Raw genomic sequence first — 15,240 nt, forward strand, 5'->3', positions numbered from 1 at the left:
GCTGCTAATGATAGTCATTTTGAGAAGATTTCCAGCAATCGTGGCGCTATCTTGTCCAGTGGGCGAACTTCCACAGCCGCGTCGATGGCCGCGGCCGCCTTCGGCATGCCGTACACCGCACTGCTTTGTTGATCCTGAGCGATGGTCAGGTAGCCCTGTTGGCGCATGAGTTTAAGCCCTTGCGCGCCGTCGCGGCCCATACCAGTCAGCAAAACGCCCACGGCGTCACCGCTCCAGTAACTGGCCACACTCTCGAAAAACACATCGATCGAAGGCCGATAGATCTCATTGACCGGTTCGGCGGTGTAGGCCAGCGTACCGTTTTTCAGCAAGCGGATATGATGATTTGTCCCGGCCAGCAGGACCGTGCCGCTTTGCGGCGGTTCGCCTTCCTCGGCCAGGCGCACGTCCAGGCCACTGGCACTGGCAAGCCATTCGGCCATGCCGGCGGCGAACACCTGATCCACATGCTGGACCAGCACGATGGCCGCCGAAAAATCTCGAGGCAGGCCCTTGAGCAGCACTTCCAGTGCCGCCGGGCCACCGGCGGATGAACCGATGGCCACCAAATGCTGGCGCGAGGACGAGTGACGGTGAGAGCTGGGTGCCGATCGCACCCGATTGCTCTTATCGCCGATCAGCCAGCCAATGTTCATGATCTTGCGCAACAGCGGTGCGGCGGCTTCCTGAGGATTGCCGCCCCCGATAGCCGGGGTATCGACCACGTCCAGCGCGCCGTAACCCATGGCTTCGAACACCCGGTGCACGTTCTGCTCGCGGTCGACAGTGACAATGACAATCGCGCACGGGGTCTCGGCCATGATTCGCCGGGTCGCTTCCACGCCGTCCATCAACGGCATGATCAAATCCATCAGGATCAGATCCGGGGTGTATTCGGTGCAACGTTGCACCGCCTCGGCGCCGTTGCTGGCGACCCAGACCACCTCGTGCGCCGGTTCGAATGCCAGTGCGCGGCGCAACGCCTCTACGGCCATGGGCATGTCGTTGACGATAGCTATTTTCATGCCCGCGCGCCTCCAATGAGCTCAACCACTGCATCCAGCAAAGCGTCATCATGAAAACTCGCTTTGGCTAGATAATAGTCGGCTCCGGCGTCCAGTCCACGGCGACGGTCTTCTTCGCGATCCTTGTAGGACACCACCATCACCGGCAGCGATTGCAGGCGGTTATCGCGACGCAATAAAGACACCAGCTCGATGCCATCCATACGCGGCATGTCGATGTCGGTGATCAGCAGATCGAAATTCTCCGAACGCAGGGCGTTCCAGCCATCCATACCGTCCACCGCCACGGCGACGTCGTAACCGCGATTGAGCAGCAACTTGCGCTGCAACTCACGAACGGTCAGCGAGTCGTCGACCACCAGAATCCGTTTCCGCGCCGCTTCGACGGCCTGATTGGCATGCCGGGCAATGCGCTCCAGACGCCCGGTATTGAGCAGTTTGTCCACCGAACGCAGCATGTCTTCGACGTCGACGATCAGCACCACCGAGCCGTCGTCGAGCAAGGCCCCGGCGGAAATGTCCTGCACCTTGCCCAGGCGCTCGTCCAGCGGCAGCACCACTAGCGTTCGCTCGCCAATAAACCGCTCGACCGCCACCCCGTAGATCGCCTCGCGCTCGCGGATGACCACGACTTTGAGGGTCTGCGCGTTGTTCTGGCTCGCCGGACGATGCAACAGCTGACTGGCGGCGACCAGCCCGACATGCCGACCTTCGTACCAGAAGTGCTGCCGGCCTTCGACCTGCACGATGTCCTCCGGCGCCAGGTCGCACATGCGCTCGATGTGCGCCAGCGGGAAGGCATACGCCTCGTCACCGACCTCCACCACCAGGCTGCGCACCACCGACAGCGTCAGCGGCACTTGCAGATGGAAACGACTGCCCGCGCCCGCCGTTTGCTCCAGCACCACGGCGCCGCGCAATTGGCGAACCATGTGCTGAACCGCATCCAGCCCGACGCCGCGCCCGGAGACTTCGGAGACCGTGTCGCGCAGGCTGAAACCCGGCAGAAACAGGAACGTCAGCAACTCCTCTTCGCTCAACTGGGCAGCGGTCTCGGCTGGGGATAACTGCCGCTCGACGATGTTGCGACGGAGTTTTTCCAGATCGACGCCATTGCCGTCGTCGCTGAGCTCCAACACCAGCAGACCGGCCTGATGGGAGGCTCGCAAACGGATCACGCCTTCTTCCGGCTTGCCGGCCAACCGCCGCTGTTCCGGGGTTTCGATGCCGTGATCCACCGCATTGCGCAGCAAGTGCGTCAGCGGCGCTTCGAGTTTTTCCAGAACGTCGCGATCGACTTGAGTCTTGTCGCCCTCGATCTCCAGCCGCACCTGTTTGCCAAGGTTGCGGCCCAGATCGCGGACCATGCGCACTTGCCCGCTCAGCACGTCGGCGAATGGCCGCATGCGACAGGCCAGTGCCGTGTCATACAACACCTGCGCGCGCTGGCTGGCATGCCAGGCGAACTCATCCAGTTCGGCGTTCTTTTCCGCCAGCAATTGCTGGGACTCCGCCAATAACCGACGGGCATCGCCCAAGGCTTCCCGGGCTTCGAGGCTCAGGGCATGGTCTTTGAGATGGACGTTAAGGTTTTCCAGCGCCCGAAGGCCGTTGCTCTGCATGCGCTTAAGGCGCTGCATAGTGGCCAGATGCGGCTTGAGCCGCTGGGTTTCCACCAGGGATTTACTCGATAGATCGAGCAGGCTGTTCAAGCGCTCGGCCGTGACGCGCAATACGCGTTCGCCACTTTCGGTGGTGCGTTTAGCCGTGGGCGCTGGCTCGGCGGGGGCAGCTTCGGTGGTGGCCGGCATGGGCGGCTCAACCTTGGGCGTCGGCGGTTCCAGCTGAAGTTCTGCCATCGGCGGCGCGATGGGGGCAGTGGCCGCCATATGATCAAGCAGCCGTCCCATCAAGATGACGTAAGCGTCGATATCCGCAGGCGCCGGAGCGTTGCCCGGTGTCGCAATCCGCATCAGCAGATCTGTGCCTTGCAACAGTGCATCAATGTGTTCGGGCCGCAGGTACAGGCGCCCTTCCTGGGCGCTGACCAGGTAATCTTCCATCACATGGGCGACGCTGACCCCGGCATCGACACCGACAATCCGCGCAGCGCCCTTGAGCGAGTGGGCGGCGCGCATGCACGACTCGAGGTAATCGGCCTGGGTCGGATCGCGCTCAAGCGCCAAAAGACCTGCGCTCAGCACCAGGGTCTGGGCCTCGGCTTCCAGGCTGAACAGCTCCAGCAAGGAGGCGTCACGCATTTGGTCGGGGGTCATGTGAGGCTCCGGGTCACGGCGGACAACAGCTGCTCTTCATCCAGCCAACGCAGGCTGCGACCTTTGAATTGCAAGACGCCACGGGTGTATTTGGCGCTGGCTTGGGCACCGGACTGAGAGGCGACATCGAGAATGCGCTCGTCGATGGCATGAATCCCGTCCACTTCGTCCACCGGCACCACCACTGGCCCGCCGTGAGCGGCAATGATCAGCATCCGCGGCATCACCCGCGCGCCGGACGCCACGCCACTGGTGCCGTCGAGCCCCAGCAGTTCCACCAGCGACAGGCACGCCACCAAGGCACCCCGCACATTCGCCACGCCAAGCAACGCCCGGGAGCGCTGATGCGGCAAGGAGTGAATTGCCTGCAGCGGGGCTACTTCGACCAGACTGCGGGTGGCCAGGCCCAGCCATTCTTCGCCGAGGCGAAACATCAGCAGCGAGCGGGTTTTCACATCGCTCCCGGCCACTGTGGAGACTTGCTCGCGGTCGTCCTGCTGCAACGCATAGCGGTCGAGCAAGCGTGTGGCGGCAGCCGAATACACCGCGCAATTGCGGCAATGAATGTGCTCGCTCAGCAATGGGCAGGACTTGTCGCCGTGGATACCGATGCGGTTCCAGCAGTCGTCGATGGCCAGGGCATCTTCATGGGTGACGTTCAAGGTGTCGGCGGCGCTCATCGTTTACGCTCACTGTCTGCGGCGCGCTCGCTGCGGGCGGCGCGGGCCTGCAATCGTCTGGCACCGGCCGTGTCGCCCTGGGACTGCAGCAAGGCGGCGAGGTGCATCAATGCGTCGGGGTGTTGCGGTTCGAGGTACAACGCCTTGCGATAAAAACCCTGGGCCTCGAGGGCGCTGCCGGCGACATCACTGAGCAGCCCCAGCCAATAGAACACCTGGGCCACCGGCTCGTGACTGCGCAAAAAACTTTCGCACGCGACGCGGGCCTCGGCGCTTTTGCCTTCGTTGGCCAGCGCGGCGATGTTCGCCAGCAGCGTGGCGGCGTCCGAAGGGGGAGCTTTGGGAGCTTGAGGCATCGGCACGACCGTCGCGAAAGGCCGAGTGCGCACTGGCGGCGGTGTCACGTTGCGCAGCGGTTGTTGCACCGGAAGCGGCGTCGGCGTCGGCACGAAGGACGCAAGCGGTTCGGGCGCGCTTTGTCGACTGAAGGCAAACGACTGCGGGATGCCAATCGAACGCATGCCGAAACGCCCCAGCAGGCTGCCCTCCGCCGGGCCGATAAACAGCACGCCATCGACGTGGGTCAGGCGCTTGAGTACTTCGAACACTTGCTGCTGGGTCGGCTGGTCGAAATAAATCAGCAGGTTGCGACAGAACACGAAGTCATAGGGCGGCTCGTTGGCCAGCAACGCCGGATCCAGCAGATTACCGACCTGCAAACGCACCTGTTCAAGCACGCGCCCGCTGAGGCGATAGTTGTCATTTTCAGCCGTGAAATGCCGATCGCGGAAGTCGATGTCCTGACCACGAAACGAATTCTTGCCATACAGCGCGAGCCTGGCCTTTTCCACCGACAGCGGGCTGACATCCATGCCGTCGACCTTGAACTGGTGCGGTGCCAGCCCGGCATCGAGCAATGCCATGGCGATGGAGTACGGTTCTTCGCCGGTGGAACACGGCAGGCTGAGGATCCGCAGAGCGCGCATGTTATTGATCGCCGCCAGCCGTTTGGCTGCCAGTTTCGCCAGTGTGGCGAAGGATTCCGGGTAACGGAAAAACCAGGTCTCGGGGACGATGACCGCTTCGATCAGCGCCTGTTGTTCGTCGCGCGAGCCCAGCAGGATGTGCCAGTACTCATCGGCCGTCAGCGCCCGAGCCGCCGTGCAGCGCTGGCGCACCGCGCGTTCGATGATCGCCGGGCCGACCGACCCCACATCCAGGCCGATGCGTTCTTTGAGGAAATCGAAAAACCTCTGATCGCTGCTCATCCCTGCTCCTCAAACTGCGCCAGGTCCAACGGCGGCGAGGGAAACAACAAGGCGCGGACTTGTTCGTCCAGCAAATCGGCAACCCGCACCCGTTGCAGTAAACCCTGGGCATCTTCGCGCACTGGCCCGAGGTACGGCGCTTGGCGATTATCCAGGCCATAAGGCTGAAAATCCGCCGGGTTGCAGCGCAACGTGTCGGTGGCCTGTTCCAGAATCAGCCCGAGCAATTGCGCAGGCGTCGCCTCATCCGGCCGATAGTGCACCAGCACCAGCCGCGTGCTGGTGCGGGCCTGGGCCGGTTGGCCGAACGTCAGGGCGCTGAGGTCGATCACCGGCACCACCGCGCCGCGCCAGGCGAACACCCCCGCCACCCAGTCCGGCGCCCGGGGAATGGGTTTCAACGGCAGTTGCGGCAGCACTTCGGCCACCTCGATGGCCTGCAAGGCGTAACGCTCGTTGCCGATGCGGAACACCAGAAACAACGATTGTTTCACCGGCATCACCGCGCCGCGTTTGACCGCGAGCTCGCTCATCAGACTTTGAATCGCGAGACGCCGCCACGCAGCCCCACGGCCACCTGGCTCAGTTCATCGATGGCGAAACTGGCCTGACGCAGGGACTCGACGGTCTGGCTGCTGGCATCGCCCAACTGCACCAACGCGTGGTTGATCTGCTCGGCGCCGGTGGCCTGGGCCTGCATGCCTTCGTTGACCATCAACACCCGTGGTGCCAGCGCCTGCACCTGATGGATGATCTGCGACAGCTGCTCGCCCACCGACTGCACTTCGGACATGCCACGACGCACTTCTTCGGAAAACTTGTCCATGCCCATGACCCCGGCCGACACCGCCGACTGGATCTCGCGCACCATCTGCTCGATGTCGTAGGTGGCCACAGCGGTTTGGTCCGCCAGACGCCGCACTTCGGTGGCGACCACGGCAAACCCGCGACCGTATTCACCGGCCTTCTCGGCTTCGATCGCGGCGTTCAGGGACAACAGGTTGGTCTGGTCGGCGACTTTGACGATGGTCACCACCACCTGATTGATGTTGCCGGCCTTCTCGTTGAGGATCGCCAGTTTGGCGTTGACCAGATCCGCCGCGCCCATCACCGAGTGCATGGTGTCTTCCATGCGCGCCAGGCCTTGCTGACCGGAACCGGCCAGCACCGATGCCTGATCGGCGGCGGTGGAGACTTCGGTCATGGTGCGCACCAGATCCCGCGAGGTGGCGGCAATTTCCCGCGATGTCGCACCGATTTCGGTGGTGGTGGCAGCGGTTTCGGTGGCCGTGGCCTGCTGCTGCTTGGATGTCGCGGCGATTTCCGTGACCGACGTGGTGACCTGCACCGAGGAGCGCTGGGCCTGGGACACCAGCGAGGTGAGCTCGGTCATCATGTCGTTGAAGCCGGTTTCCACCGCGCCGAACTCGTCCTTGCGATCAAGATCCAGACGACTGCTGAGATCGCCGGTGCGCATGATTTCGAGGATATCCACAATGCGATTCATCGGCGCCATGATCGCGCGCATCAGCAGCAGGCCACAGAGGCCGGCGACGATGATTGCCACCAGCAAAGAGACGCCCATGCTGATTTTGGCGGCCGTTACCGCTTCACCAATGGCCAGCGTGGCTTCTTCCGCCAGATCGTGATTGCGCTCGATGAGGCTATTCAACTGCTTGCGTCCATTGACCCAGGCCGGTGTGAGCTTTTGCTCCAGAGCAAGACGCGCCTGCTCGTATTCCTTGCGCTGATAGAGGTCGAGGACGTTCGTCATTTCTTTATTGAAAGTCTGATGACGCGCTTCGAACTCGTCGAAGATGGCCTGATCGTCCACCTGAAAAATGGTCTTGCGGTAGTTGGCCATTTGCTCGTTCAAGCGCTCTTCGAAGCTCTTGTACATGGCGTGGTCGGCGGCGGTTAATTCACGACGTCCGGAAAGACCGACAATCTGCTGAGTCAGGTTATAACTGTCGACCCAGGCGCCGCGCATCATCGAACTGAAATACACCCCGGGAACCGCATCGGTACGGACCCTTTCTTCGCTGGCCTCGATCTTCATCAACCGGGAAAAAGACACCACGACCATCAACAGCATGATCGCGATAATCACCGCAAAGCTCGCCAAAATGCGTTGGCGCAACGTCCAGTTCTTCACAGTCAGTCCTCGGTGCGGTTCAAATTGCGGGGGAGTATAGCCGAGGGCCTGTGGGAGCGGGCTCGCTTGCGAAGAACGATTATTGGGTTATGCGGTATCGCTGAAGACGCCTTCGCGGGCAAGCCTCGCTCCTACGGGTTAGCGTCCGAACAACGATGGTGTGTTCGACAATTCACTGTAGGAGCGAGGCTTGCCCGCGAAGGCGGTCTGAAGACTTACACCGAAGCCTGACGCACCTGTTTCTCCAGCTCTGCCTTCAACCCCGGCTCCAGCTTCAACTGCCGCGCCAGCTCATCAAGGTAGGACTTCTCCATGAAGTTCTCCTCATTTACCAGCATCACACTGGCGATGTACATTTCGGCGGCCATTTCCGGCGTACTGGCGGCGCGGGCGACATCGGCCGGGTCCAGCGGTTTGTTGAGTTCGGCGTGCAGCCAGTGTTGCAGCTCCTGATCATTGTCGAGCTTGCTGAACTCGCCTTCGATCAATTGACGTTCACGCTCATCGACATGACCGTCAGCCTTGGCCGCGGCGACCAACGCCTTGAGGATCGCCTGGCTGTGCTGCTCAACCTGAGCCGCCGGCAAGCGGTCGATCGTTTGCGGCTCGGTTGTGGTTGCGGTGCCCTGCTGGGCCTGCCAGTTGCCATACGCCTTGTAGGCAATCACGCCCAATGCCGCGAGACCGCCGTAGATAGCCACTTTGCCGCCGACCTTGCGCACCTTCTTGTTGCCGAGCAACAGGCCCATGGCGCCAGCCGCCAGAGCACCGCCGCCGGCACCTGAGAGCAAACTGCCGAGACCGCCGGAACTACCGCTGCCGCCGAGCAAACCGCCCAAACCACCGGTGGACGCTTTGTTCTGGGCGCCGCCGGCCTTGTTCTGCAACAGATCCTGACCGGATTTGAGTAGTTGATCGAGCAATCCACGAGTGTTCATTTTGCTGCCTCCACGAATTCGGGTTAACCGGATCTTTAAGGCCACCAGCCTAGATCGAAAGTGCCCGACGTCTCTCGATGAGAGTGCTTCCAGATGTTGCTCACGTTTAGGCAAACAGGCTGGAACGCCCTCCAGGAATCTATTTCATCGAATGCAGCCTTTGAGATTTGTCGACCGTGGAACCGCGCACTAGGCTGGATAAATCCATAAGACAGCCCGGTCTCAATCTGCCTCTCACAAAGCGCACTAAGCTAATAACAAGCCACTCACGGCGCATCACCCCGTTCAACACTGCCCCGACCATAATTTAAAGAAGAGGGTTCACCCATGCTTGTGCACAAGACCGCACTGCTCAGTGCAATCACCACAGCACTGCTGGCCAGCGCCAGCCTGCAGGCCGCCGAGCCGCTGAAAGCCGTCGGCGCCGGCGAAGGTCAGTTGGATATCGTGGCCTGGCCCGGCTATATCGAACGGGGCGAGACCGACAAGGCCTACGACTGGGTCAGCGGTTTCGAGAAGGAAACCGGCTGCAAGGTCAACGTCAAGACCGCCGGCACGTCCGATGAAATGGTCACCCTGATGGCCAAGGGCGGTTACGACCTGGTGACGGCGTCCGGCGACGCCTCCCTGCGCCTGATCGCCGGCAAACGTGTGCAGCCGATCAATACCGCACTGATCCCCAACTGGAAGAATCTCGACCCGCGCCTGAAGGATGCACCGTGGTATGTGGTCAACAAGCAGACCTACGGCACCCCCTATCAGTGGGGCCCGAACGTGCTGATGTACAACACCAACGTGTTCAAACAGCCGCCCACCAGTTGGGGCGTGCTGTTCGAGGAGCAGAAGCTGTCCGACGGCAAGTCCAACAAGGGCCGCGTGCAAGCGTATGACGGCCCGATCTACATCGCGGACGCAGCGCTTTACCTGAAAACCGCCAAGCCGGAACTGGGTATCACGGATCCTTACCTGCTCGACGAAAAACAGTACAAGGCCGTTCTCGACCTGCTGCGCGCCCAGCAAAAGTTGATCCATCGCTACTGGCACGACACCACTGTGCAAATGAGTGACTTCAAGAACGAAGGTGTGGTGGCGTCCAGCTCCTGGCCCTATCAGGTTAATGGCCTGATGAACGAGAAACAGCCAGTCGCCTCGACCATCCCCAAAGAAGGCGCCACCGGATGGGCCGACACCACCATGCTGCACGCCGAGGCCAAGCACCCGAACTGCGCTTACAAGTGGATGGACTGGTCGCTCACGCCGAAGGTCCAGGGTGATGTGTCTGCCTGGTTCGGCTCGCTGCCGGCGGTCCCGGCGGCGTGTAAGGCAAGCGAACTGCTGGGAGCCGAGGGTTGCAAGACCAACGGTTTCGACCAGTTCGAAAAGATCGCCTTCTGGAAAACCCCGCAGGCTGAGGGCGGCAAGTTCGTGCCTTATAGCCGCTGGACCCAGGATTACATTGCGATTATGGGAGGCAGGTAACACACCGGCCCCTGTGGCGAGGGAGCTTGCTCCCGCTGGGTGGCGAAGCCGCCCCAAAACCAACCAATGCGGTCTATCAGGCAAACCGCATTTACCCTTTTTGGGAGTGCTACGCACTCCAGCGGGAGCAAGCTCCCTCGCCACAAAAGCACACCGATTCAGATTTTTCAGAAGTCCAGGCTGGGGCCGCTGTGAGAACTCTCGCCTTTTTGGAGCACCACACCCATGACGCTTGCAGTCCAGTTCACCAACGTTTCCCGTCAGTTCGGCGAGGTGAAGGCCGTTGACCGGGTTTCTATCGATATCCAGGACGGCGAGTTCTTTTCCCTGCTGGGCCCCTCCGGCTCGGGTAAAACCACTTGCCTGCGCCTGATCGCCGGTTTCGAACAACCGAGCGCCGGCTCCATCCGTATTCATGGCGCCGAAGCCGCCGGACTGCCGCCGTATCAGCGTGACGTGAACACCGTGTTCCAGGATTACGCACTGTTCCCGCACATGAACGTACTCGACAACGTCGCCTACGGGTTGAAAGTCAAAGGTGTCGGCAAGTCCGAACGCCAAAAACGCGCCGAAGAAGCCCTCGATATGGTCGCCCTCGGCGGCTACGGCGAGCGCAAACCGGTGCAACTCTCCGGCGGCCAGCGTCAGCGTGTGGCCCTGGCCCGCGCGTTGGTCAATCGCCCTCGCGTGTTGTTGCTCGACGAACCTTTGGGCGCCCTTGATCTGAAACTGCGCGAGCAAATGCAAGGCGAGCTGAAGAAGCTGCAACGCCAGCTCGGCATCACGTTTATCTTCGTCACTCACGATCAGACCGAAGCGCTGTCGATGTCCGACCGCGTGGCGGTGTTCAACAAGGGCCGCATCGAACAAGTCGACACGCCGCGCCATCTCTACATGAAACCTGCGACCACCTTTGTCGCCGAATTCGTCGGCACGTCCAATGTGATTCGCGGCGATCTGGCCCGGCAGTTGAGCGGAAATCCACAGCCGTTCTCGATCCGCCCGGAACACGTGCGCTTCGCCGAAGGCCCGCTGGCCAGTCATGAAATCGAAGTCAGCGGCCTGCTGCACGACATCCAGTACCAGGGCAGTGCCACCCGCTATGAACTGAAACTGGAAAACGGCCAGACGCTGAACATCAGCCAGGCCAATGTCCAGTGGCTGGACGTCAGCGCGCAACACCAGACTGGGCAACGCGTCAGCGCTCGTTGGGCGCGTGAAGCGATGATCCCGCTGCACGACAATGTTGTGGCCGGGGTGTGAGATGAACAGCGTGGCGCCCCCTCGAACCCCGACAAGCGGCTCGCCGTTGCGCCGGTTTTCGAACTTGCTGTACCGCCGGCCGAACCTGTATCTGTCGCTGCTGCTGGTGCCGCCGTTGCTGTGGTTCGGTGCAATCTACCTCGGCTCGCTGTTGACGTTGTTGTGGCAAGGCTTCTACACCTTCGATGACTTCACCATGGCGGTCACGCCCGACCTGACCCTGGCGAATTTCACCGCGCTGTTCCAGCCGTCGAACTTCGACATCATCCTGCGTACCCTGAGCATGGCCATCGTCGTGTCGATCGCCAGTGCAATCGTGGCGTTCCCGATCGCCTATTACATGGCGCGCTACACCAGCGGCAAGACCAAGGCATTTTTCTACATCGCGGTGATGATGCCGATGTGGGCCAGTTACATCGTCAAGGCCTACGCCTGGACCTTGCTGCTGGCCAAGGGCGGCGTGGCCCAGTGGTTCGTTCAGCACCTGGGGCTGGAGCCGGTGTTGCAGTTCGTGCTCGGGATTCCGGGTGTCGGTGGCAGTACCCTGTCGACCTCGCATCTGGGGCGGTTCATGGTGTTCGTCTACATCTGGCTGCCGTTCATGATCCTGCCGATTCAGGCTTCGCTGGAACGTCTGCCGCCGTCGCTTCTGCAAGCCTCGGCGGACCTCGGCGCCAAGCCGCGTCAGACTTTCATGCAAGTGATTCTGCCGCTGTCGATTCCGGGGATCGCCGCCGGTTCAATCTTCACCTTTTCGTTGACCCTGGGTGACTTCATCGTGCCGCAACTGGTGGGCCCGCCGGGTTACTTCATCGGCAGCATGGTCTACGCCCAGCAAGGAGCGATCGGCAATATGCCGATGGCCGCGGCCTTCACGCTGGTGCCGATCGTGCTGATCGCCATTTACCTGTCCATCGTCAAACGTCTGGGGGCTTTCGATGCGCTCTGATGCTTCATCTCAAGATCGGGCATCCCTGGGCCTGCGCATCGCCGCCTGGGGCGGGTTGATGTTCTTGCACTTCCCGATCCTGATCATCTTCCTCTACGCCTTCAACACCGAAGACGCGGCGTTCAGCTTTCCGCCCAAGGGCTTCACCCTGAAGTGGATCGGCGTGGCGTTCTCCCGGCCGGACGTGCTGGAAGCGATCAAGCTGTCGTTGCAAATCGCCGCCGTCGCTACATTGATTGCGCTGATCCTAGGCACCCTCGCGTCTGCGGCGTTGTACCGGCGGGATTTCTTCGGCAAGCAAGGCATCTCGCTGATGCTGATCCTGCCGATTGCCCTGCCGGGGATCATCACCGGGATCGCGCTGCTGGCAACCTTCAAGACCTTGGGGATTGAGCCGGGGATGTTCACCATCATCGTCGGTCACGCGACCTTCTGTGTGGTGATTGTCTACAACAACGTCATCGCCCGCTTGCGCCGCACTTCATACAGTTTGATCGAAGCCTCGATGGACCTCGGCGCCGACGGTTGGCAGACCTTCCGCTACATCGTCCTGCCAAACCTCGGCTCGGCGTTGCTGGCTGGCGGCATGCTGGCGTTCGCCTTGTCGTTCGACGAAATCATCGTCACCACCTTCACCGCCGGCCATGAACGCACCTTGCCGCTGTGGCTGCTCAACCAGCTCAGCCGCCCACGGGACGTGCCGGTGACCAACGTCGTGGCGATGCTGGTGATGATGGTGACCATGCTGCCGATCCTCGGGGCCTATTACCTGACCCGGGGTGGCGAAAGTGTTGCGGGCAGTGGCGGGAAATAACGGACAACTCATTTCCCAATGTGGAAACCGGACCCTGTGGAGCGAGGCTTGCCCGCGAAGCTTTTGACATTCTTGAGGCCGCCTTCGCGGGCAAGCCTCGCTCCTACAAAGGCCGGTTCCGACAAAAAAACAACAGCTTCGATGAGGACATAGCCATGCAAACCAAACTCTTGATCAACGGCCAACTCGTCAACGGTGACGGGCCCGCCCAAGCCGTGTTCAACCCGGCCCTCGGTCGTGTGCTGGTCGAAATTAATGAAGCCAGCGAAGCCCAGATCGACGCCGCCGTGCGGGCCGCCGACAACGCCTTCGAAGCCTGGTCGCAAACCACACCGAAAGAACGCTCATTGCTGCTGCTCAAACTCGCCGACCTCATCGAAGCCCATGGCGAAGAGCTGGCCAAACTGGAGTCGGACAACTGCGGCAAACCCTACAGCGCTGCGCTGAACGATGAGATCCCGGCGATTGCCGACGTATTCCGTTTCTTCGCCGGCGCCAACCGCTGCATGAGCGGTGCGCTGGGAGGGGAATACCTGCCCGGCCACACCTCGATGATCCGCCGCGACCCGGTGGGCGTGATCGCCTCCATCGCGCCGTGGAACTACCCGCTGATGATGGTTGCCTGGAAAATCGCCCCGGCCCTGGCCGCCGGTAATACCGTGGTGCTCAAACCGTCGGAACAAACCCCGCTGACCGCCCTGCGCCTGGCAGAACTGGCGTCGGAAATTTTCCCGGCGGGTGTGCTTAACCTGGTATTCGGTCGTGGTCCTACGGTTGGCAGCCCACTGGTCACACATCCGAAAGTGCGCATGGTGTCGCTGACCGGCTCGATCGCCACTGGCTCGAACATCATTTCCAGCACCGCCGGCAACGTCAAACGCATGCACATGGAACTGGGCGGCAAGGCGCCGGTGATCATCTTCGACGATGCCGACATCGATGCCGCCGTTGAAGGCATTCGCACCTTCGGTTTCTACAACGCCGGCCAGGACTGCACCGCCGCCTGCCGCATTTACGCGCAAGCAGGTATCTACGACCAGTTCGTCAAAAAACTCGGTGCGGCAGTCAGCAGTATCAAATACGGCTTGCAGGACGATCCATCGACAGAGCTTGGCCCGCTGATCAGCGCACAACATCGCGACCGCGTGACGGGGTTGGTCGAGCGTGCAATGGCGCAGCCGCATATTCGTTTGATCACTGGCGGCAAAGCGGTGGAAGGCAATGGTTTCTTCTTTGAACCGACGGTGCTGGCCGACGTGCAACAGGACGACGAGATCGTGCGCCGCGAAGTCTTCGGGCCGGTAGTGTCGGTCACCAAGTTCACCGATGAGGTGCAAGTACTGGCCTGGGCCAACGACTCGGACTACGGCCTGGCGTCATCGGTCTGGACCACGGACGTCGGCCGCGCGCATCGGCTGTCTGCACGTTTGCAGTACGGCTGCACCTGGGTAAATACCCACTTCATGCTGGTCAGCGAAATGCCGCATGGCGGTCAGAAATTGTCCGGCTATGGGAAAGACATGTCGATGTATGGGCTGGAGGATTACACCGTTGTGCGGCATGTGATGTTCAAGCATTAAAAGCTTCGCGGGCAAGCCTTGCTCCTACAGGGATCGCGTCGTTTCATTGATCGACACAAAGCCTGTAGACGCGAGCGGTGCGGCGATCCGACTTGCCCGCGAATGGCGTCACCACGAATTCAAGAAGGACACCGGCAACGCGCACCGCCAGACCCCACGCAAAAAACCACCCATTGAGCCGATCTAGATCGTCTGAGGCTTGGAGAGGGTTTCGAATTCATCCATCAGCAGATGGATTTCGGTGCTGGGATTGGGTTCGCCGCTGATGGCGACGTCCTCAAGGATCTTGGGGGCCAAAGCTCTGGCTTTCTGAAAAGGCTCACCCAATAGCTGAGCAAAATAGTTAATGCCTTTGCCCTTCTGGTACTTATCCATGTTCGGCTTTTCTCTGAGGCTCTTGGCCACCAAGTCACCCGGAGAGTTTTTCCCAACAGCTCTAAATGGCTTTCGATTGAAGCCGAAGTGCAAAAGAAGCCAAAACTCAAAACAGGGAAACGATGCTATGACTTTGATTTTCGGATGGGGTTTCGCCAGATCTATCGCTCTCTCAAAACATTGATGCGTATCGCGATCCAATGCACAAAACACTCTGTCGAAACGTTTCTGACGGGCAATGGCTCTTTCTACTATTCCGCTCGGGTGCGTGACACCGCAGTGGGCAATTTCTACCTGAGCTTTGGCGCGAAAATGAAAGGCGGCTTCCTCCAGATACCGTTTTCCTGACTTGCTATCTTCACAGAGAACCAGCACTTGGGGCTGAGGCTTGAATCTTGATTTCTTCCGATCAAATGATTTTGTCGAGTGCACCATTGG

13 protein-coding genes are annotated in these 15,240 nt (G+C 60.9%); 5 read left to right on the forward strand and 8 right to left on the reverse strand.

Features of this window, described 5'->3' with window-relative positions:
* Positions 1-14: 14 nt before the first annotated feature.
* The 7 genes from PSH65_RS26370 to PSH65_RS26400 all read right to left on the reverse strand — a co-directional run bounded on the left by PSH65_RS26370 (position 15) and on the right by PSH65_RS26400 (position 8,342).
* The gene (locus PSH65_RS26370) at positions 15-1,025 is read right to left on the reverse strand and encodes a chemotaxis response regulator protein-glutamate methylesterase (protein WP_305423261.1); all 1,011 of its coding nucleotides are present in this window, start codon (positions 1,023-1,025) and stop codon (positions 15-17) included.
* A complete protein-coding gene (locus PSH65_RS26375) occupies positions 1,022-3,301 on the reverse strand; it encodes a hybrid sensor histidine kinase/response regulator (protein ID WP_305423263.1) in 2,280 nt (759 codons plus the stop codon). The genes PSH65_RS26370 and PSH65_RS26375 overlap by 4 nt, the downstream gene beginning before the upstream one ends.
* Positions 3,298-3,981: a chemotaxis protein CheW gene (locus PSH65_RS26380; protein WP_305423264.1), complete on the reverse strand. Its 684-nt coding sequence runs from the start codon at positions 3,979-3,981 to the stop codon at positions 3,298-3,300. The genes PSH65_RS26375 and PSH65_RS26380 overlap by 4 nt, the downstream gene beginning before the upstream one ends.
* Positions 3,978-5,249 carry a protein-glutamate O-methyltransferase CheR gene (locus PSH65_RS26385; protein WP_305423266.1) on the reverse strand — a complete coding sequence of 424 codons (1,272 nt, stop codon included), beginning with the start codon at positions 5,247-5,249 and terminating at the stop codon, positions 3,978-3,980. The genes PSH65_RS26380 and PSH65_RS26385 overlap by 4 nt, the downstream gene beginning before the upstream one ends.
* Entirely contained in the window at positions 5,246-5,782 is a 537-nt protein-coding gene (locus PSH65_RS26390; RefSeq protein WP_305423267.1) for a chemotaxis protein CheW, read from the reverse strand. The genes PSH65_RS26385 and PSH65_RS26390 overlap by 4 nt, the downstream gene beginning before the upstream one ends.
* On the reverse strand, positions 5,782-7,404 hold the full coding sequence (locus PSH65_RS26395) for a methyl-accepting chemotaxis protein (RefSeq protein ID WP_305423269.1): 1,623 nt from the start codon (positions 7,402-7,404) through the stop codon (positions 5,782-5,784). The genes PSH65_RS26390 and PSH65_RS26395 overlap by 1 nt, the downstream gene beginning before the upstream one ends.
* Positions 7,405-7,619: 215 nt before the next feature.
* Entirely contained in the window at positions 7,620-8,342 is a 723-nt protein-coding gene (locus PSH65_RS26400) for a tellurite resistance TerB family protein (RefSeq protein WP_305423271.1), read from the reverse strand.
* A 327-nt stretch (positions 8,343-8,669) separates the two neighbouring features.
* Here PSH65_RS26400 and ydcS point away from each other — a divergent pair, with 327 nt between their 5' ends.
* The 5 genes from ydcS (at position 8,670) to PSH65_RS26425 (ending at position 14,427) form a co-directional block, all read left to right on the forward strand.
* Positions 8,670-9,821: a putative ABC transporter substrate-binding protein YdcS gene (gene ydcS / locus PSH65_RS26405; RefSeq protein WP_305423272.1), complete on the forward strand. Its 1,152-nt coding sequence runs from the start codon at positions 8,670-8,672 to the stop codon at positions 9,819-9,821.
* 225 nt (positions 9,822-10,046) lie between these two features.
* Positions 10,047-11,084, forward strand: coding sequence for an ABC transporter ATP-binding protein (locus PSH65_RS26410; protein WP_305423273.1), 1,038 nt, complete (start codon positions 10,047-10,049; stop codon positions 11,082-11,084).
* A gap of 1 nt (position 11,085) precedes the next feature.
* Positions 11,086-12,033, forward strand: a complete 948-nt coding sequence (locus tag PSH65_RS26415) for an ABC transporter permease (RefSeq protein ID WP_305423274.1) — start codon at positions 11,086-11,088, stop codon at positions 12,031-12,033.
* Positions 12,023-12,847: an ABC transporter permease gene (locus tag PSH65_RS26420; RefSeq protein WP_305423276.1), complete on the forward strand. Its 825-nt coding sequence runs from the start codon at positions 12,023-12,025 to the stop codon at positions 12,845-12,847. The genes PSH65_RS26415 and PSH65_RS26420 overlap by 11 nt, the downstream gene beginning before the upstream one ends.
* Positions 12,848-13,002: 155 nt before the next feature.
* Positions 13,003-14,427: a gamma-aminobutyraldehyde dehydrogenase gene (locus tag PSH65_RS26425; protein ID WP_305423277.1), complete on the forward strand. Its 1,425-nt coding sequence runs from the start codon at positions 13,003-13,005 to the stop codon at positions 14,425-14,427.
* Between the two features lie 183 nt (positions 14,428-14,610).
* Here the strand turns inward: PSH65_RS26425 and PSH65_RS26430 are convergent, their stop codons facing one another.
* Positions 14,611-15,237, reverse strand: coding sequence for an RloB family protein (locus PSH65_RS26430; protein ID WP_305423278.1), 627 nt, complete (start codon positions 15,235-15,237; stop codon positions 14,611-14,613).
* Between the last annotated feature and the right edge of the window lie 3 nt (positions 15,238-15,240).

The organism is Pseudomonas sp. FP603 (assembly GCF_030687415.1).
Lineage (GTDB): Bacteria > Pseudomonadota > Gammaproteobacteria > Pseudomonadales > Pseudomonadaceae > Aquipseudomonas > Aquipseudomonas wuhanensis.

What these genes read in the sequence shown, in the direction of transcription:
- PSH65_RS26370 (WP_305423261.1), bottom strand. Translation starts at nt 1,025, where the DNA reads ATGAAAATAGCTATCGTCAACGACATGCCCATGGCCGTAGAGGCGTTG.
- PSH65_RS26375 (WP_305423263.1), bottom strand. Translation starts at nt 3,301, where the DNA reads ATGACCCCCGACCAAATGCGTGACGCCTCCTTGCTGGAGCTGTTCAGC.
- PSH65_RS26380 (WP_305423264.1), bottom strand. Translation starts at nt 3,981, where the DNA reads ATGAGCGCCGCCGACACCTTGAACGTCACCCATGAAGATGCCCTGGCC.
- PSH65_RS26385 (WP_305423266.1), bottom strand. Translation starts at nt 5,249, where the DNA reads ATGAGCAGCGATCAGAGGTTTTTCGATTTCCTCAAAGAACGCATCGGC.
- PSH65_RS26390 (WP_305423267.1), bottom strand. Translation starts at nt 5,782, where the DNA reads ATGAGCGAGCTCGCGGTCAAACGCGGCGCGGTGATGCCGGTGAAACAA.
- PSH65_RS26400 (WP_305423271.1), bottom strand. Translation starts at nt 8,342, where the DNA reads ATGAACACTCGTGGATTGCTCGATCAACTACTCAAATCCGGTCAGGAT.
- ydcS (WP_305423272.1), top strand. Translation starts at nt 8,670, where the DNA reads ATGCTTGTGCACAAGACCGCACTGCTCAGTGCAATCACCACAGCACTG.
- PSH65_RS26410 (WP_305423273.1), top strand. Translation starts at nt 10,047, where the DNA reads ATGACGCTTGCAGTCCAGTTCACCAACGTTTCCCGTCAGTTCGGCGAG.
- PSH65_RS26415 (WP_305423274.1), top strand. Translation starts at nt 11,086, where the DNA reads ATGAACAGCGTGGCGCCCCCTCGAACCCCGACAAGCGGCTCGCCGTTG.
- PSH65_RS26420 (WP_305423276.1), top strand. Translation starts at nt 12,023, where the DNA reads ATGCGCTCTGATGCTTCATCTCAAGATCGGGCATCCCTGGGCCTGCGC.
- PSH65_RS26425 (WP_305423277.1), top strand. Translation starts at nt 13,003, where the DNA reads ATGCAAACCAAACTCTTGATCAACGGCCAACTCGTCAACGGTGACGGG.
- PSH65_RS26430 (WP_305423278.1), bottom strand. Translation starts at nt 15,237, where the DNA reads ATGGTGCACTCGACAAAATCATTTGATCGGAAGAAATCAAGATTCAAG.